This window comes from Streptomyces sp. NPDC087787, from assembly GCF_044743035.1.
Lineage (GTDB): Bacteria > Actinomycetota > Actinomycetes > Streptomycetales > Streptomycetaceae > Streptomyces.
The window spans coordinates 649,808-673,563 of the sequence record NZ_JBIUVQ010000001.1 but is presented as its reverse complement, the minus strand read 5'-3'; the positions used below and the strand labels follow the sequence as shown (position 1 = coordinate 673,563).

18 protein-coding genes are annotated in these 23,756 nt (G+C 70.8%); 4 read left to right on the top strand and 14 right to left on the bottom strand.

Annotation, left to right across the window (positions count from 1 at the left end):
• Positions 1-3 precede the first annotated feature (3 nt).
• From ACIOWN_RS03075 to uvrC, 6 genes are all read right to left on the bottom strand, one after another.
• The gene (locus ACIOWN_RS03075; protein WP_401980024.1) at positions 4-1,215 is read right to left on the bottom strand and encodes a phosphoglycerate kinase; all 1,212 of its coding nucleotides are present in this window, start codon (positions 1,213-1,215) and stop codon (positions 4-6) included.
• Between the two features lie 166 nt (positions 1,216-1,381).
• On the bottom strand, positions 1,382-2,389 hold the full coding sequence (gene gap, locus ACIOWN_RS03070) for a type I glyceraldehyde-3-phosphate dehydrogenase (protein ID WP_100569507.1): 1,008 nt from the start codon (positions 2,387-2,389) through the stop codon (positions 1,382-1,384).
• Between the two features lie 550 nt (positions 2,390-2,939).
• Positions 2,940-3,929 carry a DNA-binding protein WhiA gene (whiA, locus tag ACIOWN_RS03065; RefSeq protein WP_362355556.1) on the bottom strand — a complete coding sequence of 330 codons (990 nt, stop codon included), beginning with the start codon at positions 3,927-3,929 and terminating at the stop codon, positions 2,940-2,942.
• Positions 3,920-5,014 (bottom strand): uridine diphosphate-N-acetylglucosamine-binding protein YvcK, encoded by a 1,095-nt coding sequence (gene yvcK, locus ACIOWN_RS03060; protein WP_362355557.1) that lies wholly within the window; start codon positions 5,012-5,014, stop codon positions 3,920-3,922. Before yvcK ends, whiA begins: the two co-directional genes overlap by 10 nt.
• The gene (gene rapZ / locus ACIOWN_RS03055; protein ID WP_362355559.1) at positions 5,011-6,012 is read right to left on the bottom strand and encodes an RNase adapter RapZ; all 1,002 of its coding nucleotides are present in this window, start codon (positions 6,010-6,012) and stop codon (positions 5,011-5,013) included. The genes yvcK and rapZ overlap by 4 nt, the downstream gene beginning before the upstream one ends.
• Positions 6,009-8,141 carry an excinuclease ABC subunit UvrC gene (uvrC, locus tag ACIOWN_RS03050; protein WP_401980021.1) on the bottom strand — a complete coding sequence of 711 codons (2,133 nt, stop codon included), beginning with the start codon at positions 8,139-8,141 and terminating at the stop codon, positions 6,009-6,011. The genes rapZ and uvrC overlap by 4 nt, the downstream gene beginning before the upstream one ends.
• A gap of 275 nt (positions 8,142-8,416) precedes the next feature.
• Between uvrC and ACIOWN_RS03045 the strand changes: the two genes are divergently transcribed.
• Entirely contained in the window at positions 8,417-9,364 is a 948-nt protein-coding gene (locus ACIOWN_RS03045; protein ID WP_362355562.1) for a hypothetical protein, read from the top strand.
• Positions 9,365-9,400: 36 nt separating this feature from the next.
• Here the strand turns inward: ACIOWN_RS03045 and ACIOWN_RS03040 are convergent, their stop codons facing one another.
• Entirely contained in the window at positions 9,401-9,829 is a 429-nt protein-coding gene (locus tag ACIOWN_RS03040; protein ID WP_401980018.1) for a Rieske (2Fe-2S) protein, read from the bottom strand.
• A gap of 165 nt (positions 9,830-9,994) precedes the next feature.
• On the opposite strand from ACIOWN_RS03040, the gene ACIOWN_RS03035 reads away from it, so the two are divergent.
• Positions 9,995-10,906, top strand: coding sequence for a carbohydrate kinase (locus ACIOWN_RS03035; RefSeq protein ID WP_401980015.1), 912 nt, complete (start codon positions 9,995-9,997; stop codon positions 10,904-10,906).
• 98 nt (positions 10,907-11,004) lie between these two features.
• Here ACIOWN_RS03035 and uvrA read toward each other — a convergent pair whose 3' ends face one another.
• Positions 11,005-14,013, bottom strand: coding sequence for an excinuclease ABC subunit UvrA (gene uvrA / locus ACIOWN_RS03030; RefSeq protein ID WP_362355568.1), 3,009 nt, complete (start codon positions 14,011-14,013; stop codon positions 11,005-11,007).
• A 234-nt stretch (positions 14,014-14,247) separates the two neighbouring features.
• Between uvrA and ACIOWN_RS03025 the strand changes: the two genes are divergently transcribed.
• Positions 14,248-14,934 (top strand): maleylpyruvate isomerase family mycothiol-dependent enzyme, encoded by a 687-nt coding sequence (locus tag ACIOWN_RS03025; RefSeq protein ID WP_362355570.1) that lies wholly within the window; start codon positions 14,248-14,250, stop codon positions 14,932-14,934.
• Positions 14,935-14,982: 48 nt separating this feature from the next.
• Complete coding sequence (locus ACIOWN_RS03020; protein ID WP_401980014.1) at positions 14,983-15,639, top strand: MBL fold metallo-hydrolase; 657 nt, start codon at positions 14,983-14,985, stop codon at positions 15,637-15,639.
• 67 nt (positions 15,640-15,706) lie between these two features.
• Here the strand turns inward: ACIOWN_RS03020 and aroQ are convergent, their stop codons facing one another.
• The 6 genes from aroQ to uvrB form a co-directional block, all read right to left on the bottom strand.
• Entirely contained in the window at positions 15,707-16,180 is a 474-nt protein-coding gene (gene aroQ, locus ACIOWN_RS03015; protein ID WP_362349486.1) for a type II 3-dehydroquinate dehydratase, read from the bottom strand.
• An 83-nt stretch (positions 16,181-16,263) separates the two neighbouring features.
• Positions 16,264-17,364 (bottom strand): ionic transporter y4hA, encoded by a 1,101-nt coding sequence (locus tag ACIOWN_RS03010; RefSeq protein WP_362349485.1) that lies wholly within the window; start codon positions 17,362-17,364, stop codon positions 16,264-16,266.
• 70 nt (positions 17,365-17,434) lie between these two features.
• Positions 17,435-18,454 (bottom strand): TerC/Alx family metal homeostasis membrane protein, encoded by a 1,020-nt coding sequence (locus tag ACIOWN_RS03005; RefSeq protein WP_401980011.1) that lies wholly within the window; start codon positions 18,452-18,454, stop codon positions 17,435-17,437.
• A gap of 145 nt (positions 18,455-18,599) precedes the next feature.
• Positions 18,600-20,702 carry a TerD family protein gene (locus tag ACIOWN_RS03000; protein WP_401980008.1) on the bottom strand — a complete coding sequence of 701 codons (2,103 nt, stop codon included), beginning with the start codon at positions 20,700-20,702 and terminating at the stop codon, positions 18,600-18,602.
• A gap of 144 nt (positions 20,703-20,846) precedes the next feature.
• Positions 20,847-21,425, bottom strand: coding sequence for a TerD family protein (locus ACIOWN_RS02995; RefSeq protein ID WP_362349480.1), 579 nt, complete (start codon positions 21,423-21,425; stop codon positions 20,847-20,849).
• Between the two features lie 129 nt (positions 21,426-21,554).
• Positions 21,555-23,729: an excinuclease ABC subunit UvrB gene (uvrB, locus tag ACIOWN_RS02990; protein WP_100569523.1), complete on the bottom strand. Its 2,175-nt coding sequence runs from the start codon at positions 23,727-23,729 to the stop codon at positions 21,555-21,557.
• Positions 23,730-23,756 lie beyond the last annotated feature (27 nt).

The window sequence follows — 23,756 nt, the reverse complement described above, 5'->3', positions numbered from 1 at the left end:
GTTTCAGTCCTCCAGTGCGGCGAGGCCGGGGAGCGTCTTGCCCTCGAGGTATTCGAGGGAGGCGCCGCCGCCGGTCGAGATGTGGCCGAATGCCGACTCGTCGAAGCCCAGCGTACGGACGGCCGCGGCGGAGTCGCCGCCGCCCACGACGGTGAAGCCGTCCGAGTCGGCCAGGGCCTGGGCGACGGCCCTGGTGCCCTCGGCGAAGTCGGGGTGCTCGAAGACGCCCATCGGGCCGTTCCAGAAGACGGTGGCGGCGTCGGCGAGCTTCGCGGCGTACAGCTTGCGGGACTCCGGGCCGATGTCCAGGCCCAGCTGGTCGGCCGGCATGGCGTCAGCGGCGACCGCGGTGGGGTGGACGGGGGCCTTGGCCTTCAGGTCCGGGAATTCGGGCGAGACCAGCGCGTCCACCGGCAGGATCAGCTCGACGCCGGTCTTCTCGGCGCGCTCGATGTACTCCCTGACGACCGGGAGCTGGTCCTCCTGCACGAGGGACTTGCCGATCTCGTGGCCCTGGGCCTTGAGGAAGGTGTACGCCATGCCGCCGCCGATGAGCAGGCGGTCGGCCCTGCCGAGCAGCTCGTCGATGACGGCGAGCTTGTCGGAGACCTTGGCGCCGCCGAGCGCGACGACGTAGGGCCGCCGGACGTCCTCGGTGAGCTTCTTCAGGACGCCGACCTCGGTGGTGATGAGGTAGCCGGCGTAGTGCGGGAGGCGGGCCGGCAGGTCGTAGACGGAGGCGTGCTTGCGGTGCACGGCGCCGAATCCGTCGCCGACGTAGACGTCCGCGAGGGCGGCGAGCCGGTCGGCGAACTCGCCGCGCTCGGTGTCGTCCTTGGCCGTCTCGCCGGGGTTGAACCGCAGGTTCTCGATGACCGCGACCTGGCCTGGCTGCAGGCCGTCCACGGCGTCGTGGGCGGCCGGGCCGACGGTGTCCTGGGCGAACGCCACGGGAGCGCCCAGGAGTTCACCGAGCCGCTCGGCGGCGGGCAGCAGTGAGAAGGCCGGGTCCGGGGCGCCCTTGGGGCGGCCCAGGTGAGAGGCGACGACCACCTTGGCGCCGGCCTCGGCGAGGGCCTTGACGGTGGGCAGGACGGCGCGGATGCGGCCGTCGTCGGTGATGACACCGTCGGCCAGCGGCACGTTGAGGTCGGCGCGGACGAAGACCCGCTTGCCGTCCACGCCTTCGGTGAGAAGTTCGTCGATCGTCTTCATTGGGTTGGGACTCCTGAAGAGGGGGCTCTTGATCGTACGAGGGCTGATCGATCCGCACGTGGGCGGGTTGTGGTCGTTCGGCCCGCTGTACGTGCGTCAGGGCCCGGTCGGCGCGTTGGCGCGCCGACCGGGCCCTGCGCTCACATCGAGGTGCCTGCCCTGCCGGTCAGAGCTGGTTGCCGACGAAGACCGTGAGGTCGACGAGGCGGTTGGAGTAGCCCCACTCGTTGTCGTACCAGCCGATGACCTTCACGTTCTTGCCGTCCTGAACCATGGTCAGGGAGGAGTCGAAGGTGCAGGACGCCGGGGCGTTGACGATGTCCGAGGAGACGATCGGGTCCTCGGTGTAGTCCAGCAGGCCCTTCAGCTCGCCCTCGGCGGCCTTCTGGAAGGCGGCGTTGACCTCTTCCTTGGTGACCTCGCGGGAGAGCTCGATGACGAGGTCGGTGACCGAGCCGGTGGGCACCGGGACGCGCATGGCGATGCCGTCCAGCTTGCCCTTGAGCTGCGGCAGGACCAGGGCGGTGGCCTTGGCGGCGCCGGTGGTGGTCGGGATGATGTTCTCGGCGGCGGCACGGGCGCGGCGCAGGTCCTTGTGCGGGAAGTCCAGGATGCGCTGGTCGTTCGTGTACGCGTGCACGGTGGTCATCAGACCCTTGACGATGCCGAAGTTCTCGTCGAGGACCTTCGCCATCGGCGCCACGCAGTTGGTGGTGCAGGAGGCGTTGGAGATGACGTGGTGGTTGGCCGGGTCGTACTGGTCCTGGTTGACGCCCATCACGATCGTGACGTCTTCGTTCTTCGCCGGGGCGGAGATGATGACCTTCTTGGCGCCGCCGGCGATGTGCTTCTCGGCGTCTTCCTTCTTGGTGAAGATGCCGGTGGACTCGATGACGATGTCGACGCCGAGTTCGCCCCAGGGGATGTCGGCGGGGTTGCGCTCGGACAGCACCTTGATGGTGTGGCCGTCGACGGTGATGGTGTCGGCGGTGTGGGAGACCTCCTGCTTGAGGCGGCCCAGGATGGTGTCGTACTTCAGCAGGTGAGCGGTGGTCGCGGTGTCACCCAGGTCATTGACAGCCACGATCTCGATGTCCGCACCCTGCTCAAGGAGCGCGCGGAAGTAGTTACGACCGATGCGGCCAAAGCCGTTGATGCCTACGCGGATCGTCACGAACCGATCTCCTCGTTGGTACGCCGGTTTCGACGCCGGCGAGCTGTATTGGGATGTCCCCGACCACCCACGACCCTACCCCTCCAAGGCCCCCGAAGTGACATCCGGACGCGTCCTGGACAGCACGGCTTCGCCAAAGGTCCGAACCCCTTGCTCCGGGCGCCTGGATCACCCGATTTCGCTATGGATTGCCCATACCAATTGACCACGTTGGTCACTCGTTCGTGAGCCCCCCAGCTCACTTGTGAAATACCCTGATCTCACCCCAATCCGGACTTCCGGCAATCCAGGCAATTCGCCCACGGGGGCGCGGCTGCGGCGGGCCGGCCCATCGCCCCGTCCGCGCCTCCGTGCCACGGCCCGCGACGGTCCCGCGACGCACGGCGCGGCCTGTCAAGCACCGGCGTCGACCGGCGTCGGTCGACGGGTGTCGGTCACTGTCGGTAGTCCTCCATCAAACCGAGCGGCCACCACCGGCCAACCAGCCGATGCTGGTTGGCCGGTGGTGGCCGGTCGGGGTGGGCGAGTCCGGGCGGTCGGCCCGTGGCGGTCAGCCCGCCAGGTTGTCCGCCAGGTCGTCGGAGAGGTTCGCCTCGGTGCCGGGGATGCCGAGGTCGGAGGCCCGCTTGTCGGCCATGGCCAGCAGGCGGCGGATCCGGCCGGCGACGGCGTCCTTGGTCAGCGGGGGGTCGGCGAGGGCGCCGAGTTCCTCCAGGGAGGCCTGCTTGTGCTCCATGCGCAGGCGCCCCGCGGCGGCGAGGTGCTCGGGGACGTCGTCGGCGAGGATCTCCAGCGCGCGGGCCACCCGCGCACCGGCCGCGACCGCCGCGCGCGCCGAGCGGCGCAGGTTGGCGTCGTCGAAGTTGGCGAGCCGGTTGGCCGTGGCGCGGACCTCGCGGCGCATCCGCCGCTCCTCCCAGGCCAGCACGGACTCATGGGCGCCCAGGCGGGTCAGCAGGGCGCCGATCGCGTCGCCGTCGCGGACCACCACCCGGTCCACGCCCCGCACCTCGCGGGCCTTCGCGGCGATGGACAGCCGGCGCGCTGCACCGACCAGCGCGAGTGCCGCCTCCGGGCCCGGACAGGTCACCTCCAGGGAGGAGGAGCGCCCCGGCTCGGTGAGCGAGCCGTGGGCCAGGAAGGCACCGCGCCAGGCGGCCTCGGCGTCACAGGTGGCACCCGAGACCACTTGCGGCGGCAGGCCGCGGATCGGCCGGCCCCGCCCGTCGACCAGACCGGTCTGGCGGGCAAGCTGGTCCCCGCCCGCGACGACGCGCACGACGTAGCGGGAACCGCGGCGCAGCCCGCCCGGCGCCATCACGATCAGCTCGGAGCTGTGACCGAAGATCTCCAGGATGTCCCGCTTCAGGCGCCGCGCCGCCATGGCGGTGTCCAGCTCCGCCTCGATCACGATCCGCCCGCTGACCAGGTGGAGGCCGCCGGCGAACCGCAGAAGGGCGGAGACCTCCGCCTTCCTGCAGCAGGTCCGGGTGACGGGGAGCCGGGAGATCTCGTCCTTCACCGCTGCCGTCATCGCCATGGGCCGATCCTTCCATGCATCCGAAAAATACGGTCGTACGCGGCGGCCAGCAGCTCCGGGTCGTGCCGCGGAGTTCCGTCCCTCCGGGCCACCGGCGCTAGCTCGACCGCGGCGCCGAACCGCTTGGCGGCCTCGGTGAGCACTTCGCGGTCGGGCACGGCGGCCTCGTCGGCCAGCACCACGTCCAGGGCGAGTTTAGGGGCGTGTCGTCCCAAAACCTCCAAATGACGCTGCGGGGAGAAGCCCTCGGTTTCTCCCGGCTGCGGCGCGAGGTTCAGGGACAGGACCCGGCGCGCCCTGGTCTCGGTGAGCGCGTCGAGCAGTTCGGGCACCAGCAGGTGCGGGATGACCGAGGAGAACCAGGAGCCGGGTCCGAGCACCACCCAGTCCGCGTCCAGGACGGCGTCGACGGCCTCGGGCACGGCGGGCGGGTCGTGCGGCACCAGGTGCACGGACTGCACCTCGCCCGGGGTGAGCGCGACGGTGGCCTGCCCGCGCACGGTGTCGACGTGCTCGGGCCGCTCCGGGTCGTGCCCCTTGACCAGCGCCTGGAGCTCCAGGGGCACGGCGGACATGGGCAGCACGCGTCCGTGCGCGCCCAGCAGCTTGCCCACCAGGTCCAGCGCCTGGACGTGGTCGCCGAGCTGTTCCCACAGGGCGACGATCAGCAGATTGCCCACCGCGTGGTCGTGCAGGTCGCCCTGGGAGGTGAAGCGGTGCTGGATCACTCGGGCCCAGGTCTGACCCCAGTCGTCGTCGCCGCACAGCGCGGCCAGCGCCTTGCGCAGGTCGCCGGGCGGCAGCACGCCCAGCTCGTCGCGAAGGCGCCCGCTGGAGCCCCCGTCGTCGGCCACGGTGACGACGGCGGTGAGGTCGCCGGTGATCCGGCGCAGCGCGGCGAGCGAGGCGGACAGGCCCATGCCGCCGCCGAGGGCGACCACCTTGGGCTGGGCGCCGCGGCGGCGCGGACGGCCGCCCCGGGACTCGGCCGGGCGCCCGGCGCGCGCCGCGAGCGCCTGCCGCGCCGAACGCCCCTCCGGCACCACCCGGCGCAGGCTGCTCAGCCGCGGAGTACGTCCTCTCACTCGCGCCCCATGTCCCGGTGGACGACGACGGTCTCCACGCCCTCGGCCGCGAGCCGCGCGGCGAGCTTCTCCGACACGGCCACCGAGCGGTGCTTGCCGCCCGTGCAGCCGATCGCGATGGTCACGTACCGCTTGCCCTCGCGCCGGTAGCCGGCCGAGATGAGCCGCAGCAGCTCGGCGTAGCGGTCGAGGAACTCCTTGGCTCCGGGCTGGTTGAAGACGTAGGCGGCGACCTCGTCGTTCAGGCCGGTGTACGGGCGCAGTTCTGGGACCCAGTGCGGGTTGGGGAGGAACCGCATGTCGGCGACCAGGTCGGCGTCGACCGGCAGGCCGTACTTGAAGCCGAACGACATCACGGTGGCCCGCAGTTCGGGCTCCTCCTCGCCGGCGAACTGGGCGTCCATCTTGGCCCGCAGTTCGTGCACGTTGAGGCTGGAGGTGTCGATCACCAGGTCGGCGTCGCCGCGCAGTTCGCGCAGCAGCGTGCGCTCGGCGGCGATGCCGTCGACGATGCGGCCGTCGCCCTGGAGCGGGTGGGGCCTGCGCACCGACTCGAAGCGGCGCACCAGGGCGTCGTCGGAGGACTCCAGGAAGACGATCCGGCGGGTGACGTTCTTGGCCTCCAGGCCGGCCAGGGACTCGCGCAGGTTGTCGAAGAAGCGGCGGCCGCGGACGTCGACGACGACCGCGATGCGGGCCACGTTGCCCTGCGAACGTGCACCGAGTTCCACCATGGTGGGGATCAGCGCCGGCGGCAGGTTGTCGACGACGAACCAGCCGAGGTCCTCCAGACACTTGGCGGCCGTGGACCGGCCGGCCCCGGACATGCCGGAGATGATCACCAGCTCGGGAATGGCCGTGTCGGGGACGCCGGCCGTGTCGATGCCCGTACTCACCTGTGCTCCGTTTTCCGTGGACGCGCGCTCGTGCTGTTCCTCGCGCGGTCCTTCATGGGACTGATCTCGCTCGGCGCTTCGCCGTGCGTCGTGCTCGGTCATGTCTCCTGCCCCCGTCGGTCGTCCGGGACGCTCGTGGGCACGGGCGTCTCCGCGTCACCCGCCGTCGTCGCCGGTGGCGCCACTTCCACGTCTTCCATGATCTCTCCAGTCGCCGTGTTGACGGCGGGTGCGGCCGGGGCCGCCTGGGCGAGGGCCGCCGCGATGGTCTCGGCCGTTTTGCGGCCTATGCCGGGTACCCCGCAGATCTGGTCGATTGTCGCGGACCGCAGCCGCTTCACCGAGCCGAAATGCTTGATCAGCGCCTGTTTGCGCGTCTCGCCGAGGCCCGGCACTTCGTCCAGGGGCCCGGACCGGAAGCGCTTGGCCCGTCTGGTGCGCTGGTAGGTGATCGCGAACCGGTGGGCCTCGTCGCGCACCCGCTGCAGCAGGTACAGGCCCTCGCTGCTGCGGGGCAGGACCACCGGGTCGTCCTCGCCGGGCAGCCAGATCTCCTCCAGGCGCTTGGCCAGTCCGCACACGGCGATGTCGTCGATGCCGAGTTCGTCCAGGGCCCGCTGCGCGGCCGCCACCTGGGGCTGCCCGCCGTCGACGACGACGAGCTGGGGCGGATAGGCGAAGCGCTTGGGGCGGCCGTCGTCCTCGACGAGGGCGCCGACCGGGCCGTCGGGTGCGCCATCGGGCAAGCCGTCGGGTGATCCGTCCACAGGGACGTCCTCGCCGTCGGCCCACTCGCCGGTCCTCTCCTTCTCGGCGAGGTAGCGCTTGAACCGGCGGGTGATCACCTCGTGCATGGAGCGGACGTCGTCCTGGCCCTCGCCGTGCCAGAGCCGTGTGTCCCCGGCGCGGCCCTTGATCTGGAAGCGGCGGTACTCGCTCTTGCGCTGGAGGCCGTCCTCGAAGACGACCATGGAGGCCACCACGTCGTCGCCCTGGAGGTGGGAGATGTCGTAGCACTCGATCCTCAGGGGGGCGCTGTCCAGGTCGAGGGCCTCGGCGATCTCCTCCAGGGCACGCGAGCGCGTGGTGAGGTCGGAGGCGCGCCTGGTCTTGTGCAGGACGAGCCCCTGCTGGGCATTGCGCTGCACGGTCTCCATGAGGGCCTTCTTGTCGCCGCGCTGCGGGATGCGCAACGAGACGTTCGACCCGCGGCGCTTGGCGAGCCACTCCTGGACCGGCTCGAGCGGGTCGGGCAGGGCCGGGACGAGGACCTCCTTGGGGACGGCGTCCCCGCTCTCCTCGCCGTACAGCTGCTGCAGGGCGTGCTCGACGAGGGCGCCGGTGGTGACGTCCTCCACCTTGTCGGTCACCCAGCCGCGCTGGCCGCGCACCCGTCCGCCGCGCACGTGGAAGATCTGCACCGCGGCCTCCAGCTCGTCCTCGGCGACGGCGACGAGGTCGGCGTCGGTCGCGTCGGCGAGCACGACCGCGTTCTTCTCCATGGCCTTCTTCAGGGCCTCGATGTCGTCGCGCAGGCGGGCGGCCCGCTCGTACTCCATCTCCTCGGCCGCCTCCGTCATCTGCTTCTCCAGGCGGCGCAGATACGTGCCGGTGCGGCCGGCCATGAAGTCGCTGAAGTCCTCGGCCAGTTCGCGGTGCTCCTCGGCGGAGACGCGGCCGACGCAGGGCGCGGAGCACTTGCCGATGTAGCCCAGCAGGCAGGGGCGGCCGGTGCGGGCGGCGTTCTTGAAGACACCTGCCGAGCAGGTGCGCACCGGGAAGACGCGCAGCAGCAGGTCGACGGTGTCGCGGATGGCCCACGCGTGCCCGTACGGCCCGAAGTAGCGCACGCCCTTCTTCTTGTGGCCGCGCATCACCTGCACGCGGGGGAACTCCTCGTTCATCGTCACCGCGAGGTACGGGTAGCTCTTGTCGTCGCGGTACTTGACGTTGAACCGGGGGTCGAACTCCTTGATCCAGGAGTACTCCAGCTGCAGCGCCTCGACCTCCGTGGACACCACCGTCCACTCCACGGACGCGGCCGTGGTGACCATGCTGCGGGTGCGCGGGTGGAGGTTCGCGAGGTCCTGGAAGTAGTTCGCCAGGCGCTGGCGCAGGCTCTTGGCCTTTCCGACGTAGATGACCCGGCGGTGCTCGTCACGGAAGCGGTAGACCCCGGGGCAGTCCGGGATGTCTCCCGGCTTGGGGCGGTAGCTGGAGGGGTCGGCCATGACTCAACCCTACTGTCGAGCACTGACACCGCGGCGGCCCTCCACCACCCCGGCCCCGGCGCGCCCCGGCGAGGGGTGCCTCCACGGCCGGGAACGCACGCCTGTCCGTCCCAGGTGTTGTCGGGGCTTGGTCAACACGCTTCAATGCGGGGGAACTCGGGGCCGCGGACGACGGCGTCCGGACGTGCAGAACCCTGCCTTCGCGCGGGGGCGGCCCCGACGACCCGCGTGAAGGGCCCGCCGAGCCGCTCGCACCTTCACAGAAAGGCCCGCGCATGCCGCACGCCCCACAGCAGGCGGAGGTCGCCACCGCGGAACTGGACACGGCCCTGCGGGGCGGCCCCTTCCACGTGGCGCTGCGCGCCGCGATCGCCGCCCGCGGACTGCCGCTGCAGCGTGTGCAGCACCATCTGACGCGCTACGGGGTGAGGGTCGGCGTCACCAGCCTCAGCTACTGGCAGCAGGGCGCCCGGCGCCCGCAGCGCCCGGAGTCGCTGCGGGCCGTGCGGGCGCTGGAGGAGATCCTGCGGCTGCCGGACGAGTCTTTGATCCGGCTGCTGGCCGAGGCCGACGAGCACGCGTCGGCCGGGCGGCCCGGCGTCCGCTCCTACCGCTCCCTGGTCCGGGCCTCGGACGTGCTGCGCGGGCTGCTGGCCGAGCTGGACTGCCCGCCCGGCGGCGGGCCGCATGTGCTCGGGCACCACGAGCGGGTGCTGATCGGGCCGCGGCGCGAGCTCGCGGGCCGTGAGTCCGAGCACATCGTGCGCGCGCACCGGGACGGCGTGGACCGTTTCGTGGCCGTCCACCACGGCGATCCGGGGTGCGCGCCGGAGCGGATGACCGTGCACGCCCTGGAGAACTGCCGCACCGGGCGGATACGCCGGCACCACGACACCGGGGTGCTGGTCGCCGAGCTGCTCTTCGACACCCGGCTGCGAGCCGGTGACACGTTCCTGTTCCGGCACGCCGTGGAGGACGGAACGGCGGGGACGACGTGCGAGTACATCCGGGAGTTCGCCTCCCCCGGCGGCCAGTACGCGCTTCAGGTGCGGTTCGACGCCGGCACCCTGCCGATGCGCTGCCACCGGTTCACCCAGGCGTCGGCGGCGGCGCCGCGCGGTGGCCGCCGGGAACTGCCGGTGAGTGAACGGCACCGTTCGGTGCACCTGGTGGAGCCGCGTGTGCGCTCGGGGACCGTAGGGGTCGCCTGGGAATGGGAGTGACCAGGGGGAGCGAGCGGGCCGGGCGGACGGCGGCCGTCAGGCGCCGGGTCCGGCGACGAGCCTGCCGCCCTCGGCGCGCACGGGCAGGCCGGGCAGCGGGGTACTGGCCGGGGAGCGTACGACCTCGCCGGTCGTGGCGTCGAACTCGCTGCCGTGGCAGGGGCAGATCAGCTTCGTCCCCTCGAGCTTGTTGATCGGGCACTGCGCGTGCGTGCAGATCGTGCTGAAAGCCTTGAGGGCGCCGTCCGCGTCACGGCTGACCGCCACGTTGTGGTCCCGGTACAGCCTGGCGCCGCCCTTGGGGACGTCGCTCTCGGCGCCGAGGTCGACCGGCGCGGTGGGCGTGGCCGGAGCCGTGGTGCCGCCGCCGATCGGTCCGCAGGCGGTGAGCCCGAGCGCGACGGCGGGGGTGAGGGCCGCTCCCCGCAGGATCGTTCGGCGGCTCGCGGAGGGGCGGCCGGACATGAGGTCCTCCACTGGTCAAGGGGCTGGACGAGGCCGACGATACCCACCGGGCCCGAACCGGGCGGCGGCGGGTCGGCGGACGCGGACGACCCGGGCCGGCGTTTTACCTCCGGCGCGCAATGGGATAGCTTCCCGGCCCGAGCTGTCCGAGAGAGGAACCGACTCGTGATCGTCGTCGCCGGTGAGGCCCTGATCGACCTGGTACCGCGGGAGAGGGGCGCCCTCGCGGATCTCAGACCGGCACTCGGCGGCGGCCCGTACAACACGGCCGTCGCGCTGGGCCGCCTCGGCTCGCCCACCACGTTCTGTTCCCGTACGTCGTACGACGCCTTCGGCGAGGCCCTGCTCGACGGGCTGCGGGGGGCCGGGGTGGACGTGTCCGGAGTGCAGCGCGGCGCCGAGCCGACCACCCTGGCGGTCGCCACGGTCGGCACCGACGGCTCCGCCGCGTACTCGTTCTACGTCGACGGCACCGCCGACCGTCTGTTCACGGCGCCCGCCGCGCTTCCCGCCGGAACCCGCGCTGTGTCCTTCGGTACCTGCTCGCTGGTGCTGGAGCCGGGCGCGAGCGCCTACGAGGAGCTGATGCGGACGGCGTCCGCGCAGGGTGTGTTCACCGCGCTGGACCCGAACATCCGGCCAGGACTGATAGCTGACGCGGACGCCTACCGGGCGCGCTTCGCGAGCTGGCTGCCCTCGGTGTCGCTGCTGAAGCTCTCCGAGGAGGACGCGGGGTGGCTGGGCGGCACTCCGCGCGAGTGGCTGGCCGCCGGACCCGCGGCGGTGGTGATCACCCACGGCGGTGACGGGCTCACCGCGTACACCCGGCACGGTGCGGAGCACTCCGTGCCGGGCGAGAAGGTCGACGTCGTCGACACCATCGGCGCGGGCGACACCGTGAACGCGGCCCTGCTGCACGGGCTGTCCGCCCAGGACGCCCTGTCCCCCGAGGCCCTGGCGGACCTCGGCGCCTCGGGCTGGACCCGGCTGCTGCGATTCGCGGCACGCGCGGCGGCAATCACCTGCTCACGGGCGGGAGCGGAACCGCCGTACGCGTCGGAGGTCGGCGCACCGTAGCGCAGGGCGCGCCAGGCCTTCGGCCTCTGTGTGCCTCAGGTACGAGCGGCGCCCCGCGGAGTGTCCGCGGGGCGCCGCTCGTACTACTGGACGGTGTCTCAGGCCTTGCGGGCCCGGGTCGTCTTCTTTGCGGGCGTCGTCTTCTTGCCCGCCGTGCTGTTGGCGGCCCTGGCCGTCGTCCTGCGGGTCGCGGACGTGGCCGCGACGGCCTTCTTGGCGGCGGTCGCACGCGGGGCCTTGGCCGAGGAGGCGGCGTCGCTGATCCGGTCGGGCTGGAGGATCTCGCGCAGGAACTTGCCGGTGTGGCTGGTCGGGACGCCGGCGACCTGCTCGGGCGTGCCCTCGGCGATGACCAGACCACCGCCGGCGCCGCCCTCGGGGCCCATGTCGACGACCCAGTCGGCGGTCTTGATCACATCGAGGTTGTGCTCGATGACGATGACCGTGTTGCCCTTGTCGACCAGTCCGGACAGCACCTTCAGCAGCTTGCTGATGTCCTCGAAGTGCAGACCGGTGGTGGGCTCGTCCAGGACGTAGACCGTGCGTCCGGTGGAACGGCGCTGCAGCTCGCTGGCGAGCTTCACGCGCTGCGCCTCACCGCCGGACAGGGTGGTCGCGGACTGGCCCAGCCGGACATAGCCGAGGCCGACGTCCTTGAGGGTCCTGAGGTGCCGGGCGATCGCCGGGACCGCCTCGAAGAACTCGGTCGCCTCCTCGATCGGCATGTTGAGCACCTCGGCGATGGACTTGCCCTTGTAGTGCACCTCCAGCGTCTCCCGGTTGTAGCGGGCGCCGTGGCAGACCTCGCAGGGGACGTAGACGTCCGGCAGGAAGTTCATCTCGATCTTGATGGTGCCGTCGCCCGCGCAGTTCTCGCAGCGGCCGCCCTTGACGTTGAAGGAGAAGCGGCCGGGCTGGTAGCCCCGGACCTTCGCCTCGGTGGTCTCGGCGAACAGCTTGCGGATGTGGTCGAAGACGCCGGTGTACGTCGCCGGGTTGGACCGCGGGGTGCGGCCGATGGGCGACTGGTCGACGTGCACCACCTTGTCCACGAGGTCGTCGCCGTCCACGCGCGTGTGCCGGCCGGGCACGTTGCGCGCGCCGTTCAGCTCGCGGGCCAGGTGGGTGTACAGGATGTCGTTGACCAGCGTCGACTTGCCGGAGCCGGAGACTCCGGTGACCGCTGTGAACAGGCCGAGCGGGAAGGACACGTCGATGTCCTTCAGGTTGTTCTCCCGGGCGCCGTGCACGGTGAGCTGCCGGGACGGGTCCAGCGGGCGCCGGATGCCGGGCAGCGGGATCGCCTTCTTGCCGGACAGGTACTGCCCGGTCTGCGACTCGGCGTTGGCGAGCAGTTCCTTCAAAGAGCCGCTGTGCACGACCTTGCCGCCGTGCTCGCCCGCGCCGGGGCCGATGTCGACGATCCAGTCGGCGGTCTTGATGGTGTCCTCGTCGTGCTCCACGACGATGAGCGTGTTGCCCATGTCGCGCAGCCGGACCAGGGTCTCGATCAGCCGGTGGTTGTCGCGCTGGTGCAGGCCGATGGACGGCTCGTCGAGGACGTACAGGACGCCGACGAGGCCGGAGCCGATCTGGGTGGCCAGACGGATGCGCTGGGCCTCGCCGCCGGAGAGAGTGCCGGCCGCGCGGTTCAGCGAGAGGTAGTCGAGGCCGACGTCGACCAGGAACCGCAGCCGCTCGTTGACCTCCTTGAGGACCCGCTCGGCGATCTTCTTGTCGCGGGCGTCGAGCTTCAGCCCGCGCAGGAATTCCGCGCAGTCGCTGATGGACATCGCGGAGATCTCGGCGATCGACCTGCCCATGAGCGTGACCGCGAGGACGACCGGCTTCAGGCGCGTGCCCTCACAGGTGGGGCAGGGCACCTCGCGCATGTACCCCTCGAAGCGCTCACGGCTGGCGTCGCTCTCGGCCTCGCTGTGCCGGCGCTTGACGAACGGCACGGCGCCCTCGAAGGGCGTGGTGTAGACGCGCTCGCGCCCGTACCGGTTGCGGTAGCGGACCTCGATCTGCGTCCTGTGGCCGTAGAGCAGGGCCTTCTTGGCGCGCTGCGGCAGGCCCGCGAAGGGGATGTCGGTGCGGAAGCCCAGGGCGTCGGCGAGGGCGCCGACCAGCCGGCCGAAGTAGTCCTTGGTGTGCCCGTGCGACCAGGGGTGGATGGCGCCCTCGTCGAGGCTCTTCTCCTCGTCCGGGACGATCAGCTCCGGGTCGACCTCCATGCGGGTGCCGATGCCGGTGCACTCGGGGCAGGCGCCGAAGGGCGAGTTGAAGGAGAAGGAGCGCGGCTCCATCTCCTCGAAGGACAGGTCGTCGTACGGGCAGTACAGGTGCTCCGAGTACATCCGCTCGCGCTCGGGGTCGTCCTCGGGCAGGTCGACGAAGTCGAGCACGATCATGCCGCCGGACAGGCCGAGCGCGGTCTCGACGGAGTCGGTGAGGCGGCGCTTGGCGCTGTCCTTCACCGTGAGACGGTCGACGACCACCTCGATGGTGTGCTTCTCCTGCTTCTTCAGCGTGGGCGGCTGCGAGAGCTGGATGGTCTCGCCGTCCACGCGGGCACGGGAGTAGCCCTTGGTCTGCAGGTCGGCGAAGAGGTCGACGAACTCGCCCTTGCGTTCGCGCACCAGCGGCGAGAGGACCTGGAAGCGGCTGCCCTCCGGCAGCTCCAGCACCTTGTCGACGATGGCCTGCGGCGACTGCCGCGAGATCGGCCGGCCGCACTCGGGGCAGTGCGGCTTGCCGATGCGGGCGAAGAGCAGGCGCAGGTAGTCGTAGACCTCGGTGATGGTGCCGACCGTCGAGCGCGGGTTGCGCGAGGTCGACTTCTGGTCGATGGAGACCGCCGGGGAGAGACCCTCGATGAAGTCGACGTCCGGCTTGTCCATCTGGCCGAGGAACTGGCGGGCGTACGAGGAGAGCGACTCCACGTAGCGCCGCTGGCCCTCGGCGAAGATGGTGTCGAAGGCCAGGGAGGACTTGCCCGACCCGGACAGGCCCGTGAAGACGATGAGCGAGTCCCGAGGCAGGTCGAGCGAGACGTTCTTCAGGTTGTGCTCGCGCGCGCCACGGACGATGAGACGGTCGGCCACGCCGGTCCGCACCTTTCTTGAGAGAAGTGACAGGGGCGGGGCCCCCGTGCTTACTCAGACTAGGGGGAGCCACTGACAACGCCGGGCGGGATTCCAGGAGCCGCCCGGATACACAACAATCCCCGGCTCTCCAGCATGCCCGATGCCACACCCGACCTTATAGCACGTATATTCGATTTACGGCCGTCCTTCACTGCCTTCACCCGAACGTGTGGCGGGGCTAGGGTCGGCGTCATGATTGATCACGCGCGCGACCTGGCCTCTGTGCAGGAAGCGACCGAACGACTGCTGACCGCTGCCGGCAAGCTGGACAACGCGGCTGTGACCGACGAGTCACGACTCCCCGGCTGGACCCGGGGCCACATCCTGGCCCACCTCGCCCGCAACGCCGACGCGCTGGTGAACGTCTTCGAGGGCCGTCCCATGTACGCGTCCGCCGAGACCCGGGACTCCGACATCGAACGGGACGCCACGCGCGCCCTCGACGTCCAGCTCGCCGACGTGCGCGAGAGCGCGGCCCTCTTCCAGCGGTCGGCGGCCGGACCCGCGGACTGGTCGCGGACCGTGGAGCTGCGCAACGGCGTCACCGACTCCGCGTCCCGGGTGCCGTTCCGGCGCTGGGTGGAGGTCGAGTTGCACCACGTGGACCTCGGCATCGGCTACGAGCTCGAGGACCTTCCTGCGGAGTTCGTCGAGCGGGAGATCGAGTTCCTGGCCCAGCGGTTCTCCGGACACCCGGACGTGCCGCCGACCCGGCTGACGGACGGCACGCACGCGTGGGACACGGGCCGGCAGGCGGACGAGCCCGCGGTCACCGTGACGGGGGGCCGGGCGGACCTGCTCGGCTGGCTCGCGGGACGCCTCGACGGATCCGCCCTGACCGTGGCGGGCGGAACGCTCCCGGCGCTGCCCCCGCTGTAGGCGCGTGCGCGGTCCCCGGGCGGCTGCCCCCGCTATAGGCTGACGACCATGACGTACAGCGGAGAGGTGAGGGTCGGCGGCCCGGCGGACGTGCACGAGCTGAAGGACCTGATGATCACCAAGATCGCGGTCGGCCCGATGGACAACAACGCCTATCTGCTGCGCTGCCGGGCCACGGACGAGCAACTGCTGATCGACGCGGCGAACGACGCGCACACGCTGCTCGGATCGATCGGTGACGACGGCATCGCCTCCGTCGTCACCACCCACCGGCACGGCGACCACTGGCAGGCGCTGGCGGAGGTCGTGGCGGCCACGCACCCGCGTACGTACGCGGGACGGGACGACGCCGAGGGCATCCCGGTGCCGACCGACGTGCTCCTGGAGGACGGGGACACCGTCCGGGTGGGGCGGGTCGAACTCACCGCGCGCCACCTCGTCGGCCACACTCCCGGTTCGATCGCGCTGGTCTACGACGACCCGCACGGACACCCCCACGTGTTCACGGGCGACTGCCTCTTCCCCGGCGGGGTGGGCAACACCCACAAGGATCCGAAGGCGTTCGCCCGCCTGATCCACGACGTGGAGACGAAGATCTTCGACGTCCTGCCGGACGAGACCTGGGTCTACCCGGGCCACGGCAGCGACACCACCCTGGGCGCCGAACGCCCGCATCTGCCGGAGTGGCACGCTCGCGGGTGGTGAACGGCACGGGCGGACGGCCTCCTGTTCCCGCCCTCGGCCGACGGCCCCGGCCGCACGCGGCGGGCGGCTACGCGTCCGCCCGCTGTGCGCCGGCCAGTGCCGCGACCCGCTCCACCGCGAACGCGTAGCCCTGCAGTCCGCACCCCGCGATGACGCCGTCGGCGCGCAGCGAGACGTACGAATGGTGCCGGAACTGTTCGCGCTGGTGGATGTTGGAGATGTGCACCTCCACCACCGGCAGCCCGTCACAGGTGTTGAGCGCATCCAGGATCGCTACCGAGGTGTGCGAGTAGGCGGCCGGGTTGATGACGATTCCGCAGTGGTTCAGCCGGGCCTCGTGGATCCAGTCGACCAGCTCACCCTCGTGGTTGGACTGGCGGAAGTCGACCGTGCCGTCGTGCGCGGCGGCTGCCTTCGCGCACAGCGCCTCGACGTCCGCGAGCGTGCCGGAGCCGTAGATGTCCGGTTGCCGCTGCCCGAGCAGGTTCAGGTTGGGGCCGTTGAGAATCATGATCGGGGCGTTGGCCAGGGTACGGGGCACGGTTCCTCCGGTCCGTTCGTCCTGCGGTGGCCGATGGGCGACCGCCGCTCGGAACCCCGGTCTATCACGACACCTTGATGCTCCTAGGGGTTGATCGCCAACTCCAGGTAGGCCGCGAAGATCACCAGGTGTACGCCGCCCTGGAGCGGCGTGGCCCGTCCCGGCACCACCGTCAGCGAAGTGACCACCACGGTGAGCAGAAGCAGCAGCATGTGGGTGGAGCCGAGGCCGAGGACGAGCGGCCCGGACAGCCACAGCGACGCCAGCGCGACGGCCGGGATGGTCAGGCCGATGCTGGCCATCGCGGATCCCAGTGCGAGATTGAGGCTGGTCTGCACCCGGTCGCGCCGGGCGGAACGCAGGGCGGCGATGGTCTCGGGCAGCAGCACGAGCAGGGCGATGATCACGCCGACGACCGCATGGTGCAGACCGGCGGCCTGCACCGCGGACTCGACGGTGGGCGACACGCCCTTGGCCAGTCCGACCACGCCGACCAGGGCCATGGCAAGCAGTCCCAGGCTGATCCGGGCGGTGCGGGCGGACGGTGCCGCCGCATGGTCCTCGGAGGTGATCACCTCGCCCTGCCGGGTGATCGGCAGGAAGTAGTCGCGGTGCCGCACGGTCTGGGTGGTCACGAACAGGCCGTACAGAACGAGTGAGGAGATCGCGGCGAAGGTGAGCTGCACTCCGGAGAACCGCGGCCCCGGCTGGCTGGTGGTGAACGCCGGCAGCACCAGGCTCAGCGTTGCCAGGGTCGCCACGGTGGCGAGGGCGGCGCCCGTGCCCTCGGCGTTGAAGACGGCCGTGCCGTGGCGCAGTGAGCCGACCAGCAGGCTCAGTCCCACCACGCCGTTGCAGGTGATCATCACTGCCGCGAACACGGTGTCCCTGGCGAGCGTCGAGGACTTGTCGCCGCCGTCCGCCATCAAGGTCACGATGAGCGCGACCTCGATGACGGTGACGGCGATCGCGAGAACCAGGGAGCCGAAGGGTTCGCCGACCCGGTGGGCGACCACCTCCGCGTGGTGCACCGCGGCCAGCACCGAGCCCGCGAGCACCAGGGTGATCACGCCGACGGCCGCGCCGGGGAGGGAACGCCCCCAGGTGAGGATCAGCAGGACGACCGCGAGTACCGGCACGATGACCGTCCACGCCGTCAAGAGCCCCCTGAGCCGCGTGATCATGCTGCGATCGTCGCAGAGTCCCGGAATGTTCGCATGCGCGATCAGGGGGCGGGTGCGCTCCTGCTCCCGCTCAGGCATCGACCCGGCCCTTCGGCGCGTCCTCGTGGTGCTCGTCCCGCGCCTGCGTCTCGCTCACCTCATCCGCGGCCTGCCTCCTGGCGGCCAGCAGGCTGGTGACGGTGGTGACGGCCAGAACCGCGCAGATCACGCCGAGGGAGACCGGGATGCTGATCTGGGGGACGTGTACGCCGGACTCGTGCAGCGCGTGCAGCACCAGCTTGACGCCGATGAAGCCCAGGATCACCGACAGGCCGTAGGACAGGTGGACCAGCTTCTTGAGCAGGCCGCCTATCAGGAAGTACAGCTGCCGGAGGCCCATCAGCGCGAAGGCGTTGGCGGTGAAGACGATGTACGGATCCTGGGTGAGGCCGAAGATCGCGGGGATCGAGTCGAGGGCGAACAGGATGTCAGTGGTGCCGATCGCGAGCATCACGACCAGCATCGGCGTCATGACCCGCTTGCCGTTCTGCCGGATCCACAGCCGGGTGCCGTGGTAGCGGTCGGCCACGCCGAACCGGCGCTCGGCGGCCTTGAGCAGCTTGTTCTCGTCGAACTCCTCTTCCTCGTCCCCGCCGGATCGGGCCTCCTGGATGAGCTTCCAGGCGGTCCAGATCAGGAAGGCGCCGAAGAGGTAGAACACCCACGAGAAGCTCGCGATGATCGCGGCTCCGGCGGCGATGAAGCCGGCCCGCAGTACCAGGGCTATGAGGACGCCGATCATCAGCACCCGCCGCTGGTACAGCGACGGCACGGCGAACTTGCCCATGATCAGGACGAAGACGAAGAGGTTGTCGACGCTCAGCGACTTCTCGGTGATGAATCCGGCGAAGAACTCGCCGGCCGGCCGGCCGCCGCCGAAGAGGAGCAGGCCGAGCCCGAAGAGACCGGCCAGGACGATCCAGACGGCCGTCCAGATCCCGGCTTCCTTGATCGACACGTCGTGGGGTTTGCGGCCGATGAAGAAGTCGACAGCGATCAGGGCGGCCAGGCCGGCGATGGTCAGGATCCACAGGGACAACGAGACGTTCACAGGACAAAACGGTACCGGAATGACCAAGGAATGGTAAAGAGAAACGCAAAGAAAAGATCAAAGTCGCAGGTCAGGCGAGTTTACGATCCCTTGGGGGAGGTGCTCCGGGACGCATACCCCGGTTCAGCGGTTCCCGTCGCGCGGCTCAGCGGTTCCAGTCGCGACGGGCCGCCGCGACCTCGGCGAGTACCAGCTGAAGCACCTGGCTGCCCGGCGGCACCACCGGCGGTTCGTACGTCCAGGCGTGTCCGACCCAGGGGTCGGCGAGGTGGTCGTCGGGCACCGGGGTCAGTCGCAGCAGCGAACGCCACAGCGGGTCGAGCAACGGGCCGTAGGCGGCGGCGTCCTCACGGTCGGCGACCATCATCAGGTGGACGCCCACGGCCGGACCCTCGTCGGCGAGGTAACGCAGCTGGGTCACGGAGCGGTCGTCGAACCCATGCGGGAAGTCGTTGACGATCAGCAGCTGTTCGCCGGCGTCGAAGCCGGGCGGCAACGCGTCCGGCGCGCCCCCGCGCACGGCCATCTGCACCAGGTCGACCCGCTCCGTGAGCCGGCTCAGGACATCCGCGACCCCGGCCGCGCCGGCCGCGGGCGGTCCCGCGAGCACGCCCGTGCGCACCAGGGGCGCGAGTGCCTGTGCCCCGGATCCGGCCGGGTCGACGACATGGACGCCGAACTCGCCCGGCGGATGGACGGCGATCAGCCGGGCCGCGTGCGCCACGGCCGCCTCCGTCGCCAGGCGGCGCCGTTCGCCCGCGTCGGCGAAGGAGTCGTCGGGGGACGCCCAGCGGCCGCTGTCGATCCACAGGCCGCGCTCCAGCGGCAGCCGGATCAGCATGGGGATGCGCAGGGACGGGTCCTCGGGCAGGTGGAGGTCGCCGAGACGGACCGCCATGGGGTCCTCCATCGGCACGCGGTAGCCGTGCCAGACCGGGTTGTCCCAGCGGGCGTACGCCGCGGGCAGGGCCGGCTCGACGACCTCGGACTCGTCGGTGAGCTGGGCCAGGTCTCTGTCGAGCGCCGCTCTGGCCTGGTCGACGAGCTGCGCGTGCTTGGCACGGGCCGCCTCCCGGGCGGCGTCCCCCTGACCGCCGATGCGGCTGCGCGGGTCGGACAGGACCTGGTCCAGCTCCTTGTCCATGCGCGAGTCGGCGAAGTCGACGGCGCTGCGGTAGGCGGCCGTGGTGCGGGCCAGGTCCTCGAACATCCCCCAGACCTGGTTGTAGAGCCGCTCGTCCATCGACCACCCGGTCGCGTCCCCCGCGACGGGCCGCGCGGGCTGCCCGTCGTGGCCGGCAGGCGCGGCGCCCGCGGGCGGCGGTGCCGCGGGATGTCCGGATGGGGACGGGGATGCGGGCTGTCCGGAAGCGGCTGGGGGTGCCGGCTGTCGCCGCGGGTGCCGGTAGTCGATGGTTCTGCCCGCGGGCGGAGGGGACGGTGATCCGGCCGCGGGGGTCGCGCCTGCGGCTCCCGTCGCACTCGCGGGCTGCTGCACCGTGGGTCCGCCAGTCCCGGAGACCTGTCCCTCGGAGGAGGAACCCTCGTAGGAGGAGGCATTGTGGAGGGAACCGTCGTGGGAGGCGCCCTCGTGGGGGGAAACGGCAGCAGCCGGGTCCGGCCGGGGCAGCGCCGGGACCTGGTGAGAACGGGCGTCGTCCGACGTTCGGGACGGTGGTGCCGCCACCGAGCGGGCCAGCCCCTGGGCCACCGCCTCCTCCGCGGCGGCGGCCAGTTCACCGGCCTCGGCCAGCCCCAGGTCGGTGAGGAGTGCGGTGAGACCACCCGCGTAGCCCTGGCCGACGGCGCGCACTTTCCAGGCGCCCTGTCGGCGGTACAGCTCCAGGGCGATCACGGCGGACTCCGCGTCCAGGCCGGTGATCGTGTAACTGACGAGCTCGGTGCCGTCAAGGCCGGTGACCGCGACGAACGGGGCGGCGACCGCACCGAACCGGGTCGGTCCTCCGCCCGCGGCGGGCAGGGCCAGCAGCACGTCGACGTGGTGCACCGCCTCGGGCATGGCACGGAGGTCGAGCGCGAGCCGGTGGTCGGCGGCGGCCTGGCGGGACACCTCCAGACCGGGCAGGACGGGCGCGCCGGGGTGCACCACCCACTCGGCGCTCCTCGCCCTGCCGCTGTCGTCGCTGAGAGTGGCCGCCGCCACGACCGGCCTGCCGGCCGAGATCCGGATCTCCAGGCGGACCTCGGAGAGCGGGTGGTTCTGCCCCCGCACCAGCTCGGCCGTCATCGCCCTCGTCCCCCTGTAGTCATGTGCCGTGGTGCGCCACTCACCGGACCGCCCGGACTTGTACGGGCTGTCCGGGCCGTCCGGGCCGTCCAGGCCGTCCAGGCCGTCCAGGCCGTCCAGGCCGTCCAGGCCGTCCAGGCCGTTCTACAGGTGCGGCAGGATCGTCGGCATCAGGTCCTGGAAGGTGCGGCCGTTGGCGGGGGCGCCGAGGGCCGTCATCGTCCAGGCGCCGTTCACGCGGTGCACCTTCGCCATGATCTGGGCGGTGTAGTCGCCGCCACCCGCGAGGGTGTAGCGGGCGAGCTCCTGGCCGTTGGTCTCGTCGACCAGGCGGCAGAACGCGTTCTGCACCTCCTGGAAGGTCTGGCCCGTGAAGGAGTTCACGGTGAAGACGATCTGGTCGATGTGGACCGGGACGCGCTGGAGGTCGACGAGGATCGACTCGTCGTCGCCGCCCTGGCCCGCGCCGCCGACCAGGTTGTCGCCGGTGTGGCGCACCGAGCCGTCGTCGCTCACCAGGTGGCGGAAGAAGACGACGTCGACAGGCTGCTTCTCGGCGAAGAGCACGGCGGAGGCGTCGAGGTCGATCTCACGCGTGCGCGAGCCGAACAGGCCCCGGCGCGGAGCGGCCTGCCAGCCGAGACCCATACGGACCGCGGTCAGGCTGCCCCCGTCGTTCTTCTGCAGACTGATGGCCTGACCCTTGGTCAAGTTGACGGTCACGGCTGATTCCCCTCTCCTACTCCCCTGTCGCCGCCGGTTCCGCGGCTGCCAAGAACCCTACGCAGAGGCACTGACATCGCCGCACACGGGTCCGCACTTTGTGTCGGTCTTGCAACACAGCGCAGTCGGTCAGGACAGCCCCGCCTCGCGCATCTGGCGCAGTTCCTTCTTCATCTCCGCGACCTCGTCGCGCAACCGGGCCGCGACCTCGAACTGGAGGTCGGCGGCGGCGGCGCGCATCCGCTCCGTCATCTCCTCGATCTGCCCGGCGAGTTCGGCGGCGGGGCGGTCGGTGGGCACCGTCTCCTTCGCCTTGCCCCTGGCGGACTTCGCGGGCTTGGCGGATGTGGCCGACTTGGCGGCTCCGGCGGCCTTGGCGCCGTTGTCACCGCGGGCCGGCACGGGGGTCTTCGCGCCCTTGCCGTCCTTCCCCTTGCGGTAGCCGGTGCCGAGCAGCTGCTCGGTGTCGACCTCCTCGCGGGCGATCTGCGCGACGATGTCGTTGATCTTCTTGCGCAGCGGCTGCGGGTCGATGCCGTTCGCCTTGTTGTACGCGATCTGCTTCTCCCGGCGGCGGTTGGTCTCCTCGATGGCCTTCTCCATCGCCGGGGTGATCTTGTCGGCGTACATGTGGACCTGGCCGGAGACATTGCGGGCGGCGCGCCCGATGGTCTGGATCAGCGAGGTGCCCGACCGCAGGAAGCCCTCCTTGTCGGCGTCGAGGATCGCCACCAGTGACACCTCGGGCAGGTCGAGGCCTTCACGCAGCAGGTTGATGCCGACCAGGACGTCGTACTCGCCGCTGCGCAGTTCGCGCAGCAGCTCGATCCGGCGCAGGGTGTCGACGTCGCTGTGCAGGTAACGCACCTGGATGCCGAGTTCCAGGAAGTAGTCCGTCAGGTCCTCGGCCATCTTCTTGGTCAGCGTGGTGACCAGGACGCGCTCGTCCTTCTCCACGCGCCCGCGGATCTCGTGCACCAGGTCGTCGATCTGGCCCTCGGTGGGCTTGACGACCACCTGCGGGTCGACCAGGCCGGTGGGGCGGATGATCTGCTCCACCTGACCGTCCGAGCGGGACAGCTCGTATGTGCCGGGGGTCGCCGACAGGTACACCGTCTGGCCGATGCGTTCCTGGAACTCCTCCCACTTCAGTGGCCGGTTGTCCAGGGCGGACGGAAGCCGGAAGCCGTGCTCGACAAGGGTGCGCTTGCGGGAGGCGTCGCCCTCGTACATCGCGCCGATCTGGGGCACGGTGACGTGCGACTCGTCGATGACGAGCAGGAAGTCGTCCGGGAAGTAGTCGAGCAGGGTGTTGGGCGGGGTGCCGGGCGCGCGGTCGTCGAAGTGCATCGAGTAGTTCTCCACGCCGGAGCACGTGCCGATCTGGCGGAGCATCTCGATGTCGTAGGTGGTGCGCATCCGCAGCCGCTGGGCCTCCAGCAGCTTGCCCTGCTTCTCCAGCTCGGCCAGGCGCTCCTCGAGTTCCTTCTCGATGCCGCTGACCGCCCGTTCCATGCGCTCGGGACCGGCGATGTAGTGCGAGGCCGGGAAGACGTACAGCTGCTGGTCGTCGCTGATGATCTCGCCGGTGAGGGGGTGCAGCGTCGACAGCGCCTCGATCTCGTCGCCGAACATCTCGATGCGGACGGCGAGCTCCTCGTAGACCGGGAAGATCTCGATGGTGTCGCCGCGCACCCGGAAGGTGCCGCGGGCGAAGGCCATGTCGTTGCGCGTGTACTGGATGTCCACGAAGCGGCGCAGCAGTTGGTCGCGGTCGATCTCGTCGCCGACCCGGAGGGGGACCATGCGGTCCACGTACTCCTGCGGGGTGCCCAGACCGTAGATGCAGGAGACGGAGGCGACCACGACGACGTCGCGGCGGGTGAGCAGCGAGTTGGTCGCCGAGTGGCGCAGGCGCTCGACCTCCTCGTTGATCGAGGAGTCCTTCTCGATGTAGGTGTCCGACTGCGGAACGTAGGCCTCGGGCTGGTAGTAGTCGTAGTACGAGACGAAGTATTCGACCGCGTTGTTCGGCAGCAGCTCGCGGAACTCGTTGGCCAGCTGTGCGGCGAGCGTCTTGTTCGGCGCCATGACGAGGGTCGGGCGCTGAAGCTTCTCGATCATCCACGCGGTGGTGGCGGACTTGCCGGTGCCGGTCGCGCCGAGCAGAACGACGTCCGGCTCCCCCGCCTTGATGCGCTGGGCGAGTTCGGCGATGGCCTGCGGCTGGTCGCCGCTGGGCTGGTAGGGGCTGACGACCTCGAAGGGCGCCACCGTGCGTTCGATGTGAGAGACGGGCCGCATGACATCCACCGTACGACCCGCCACTGA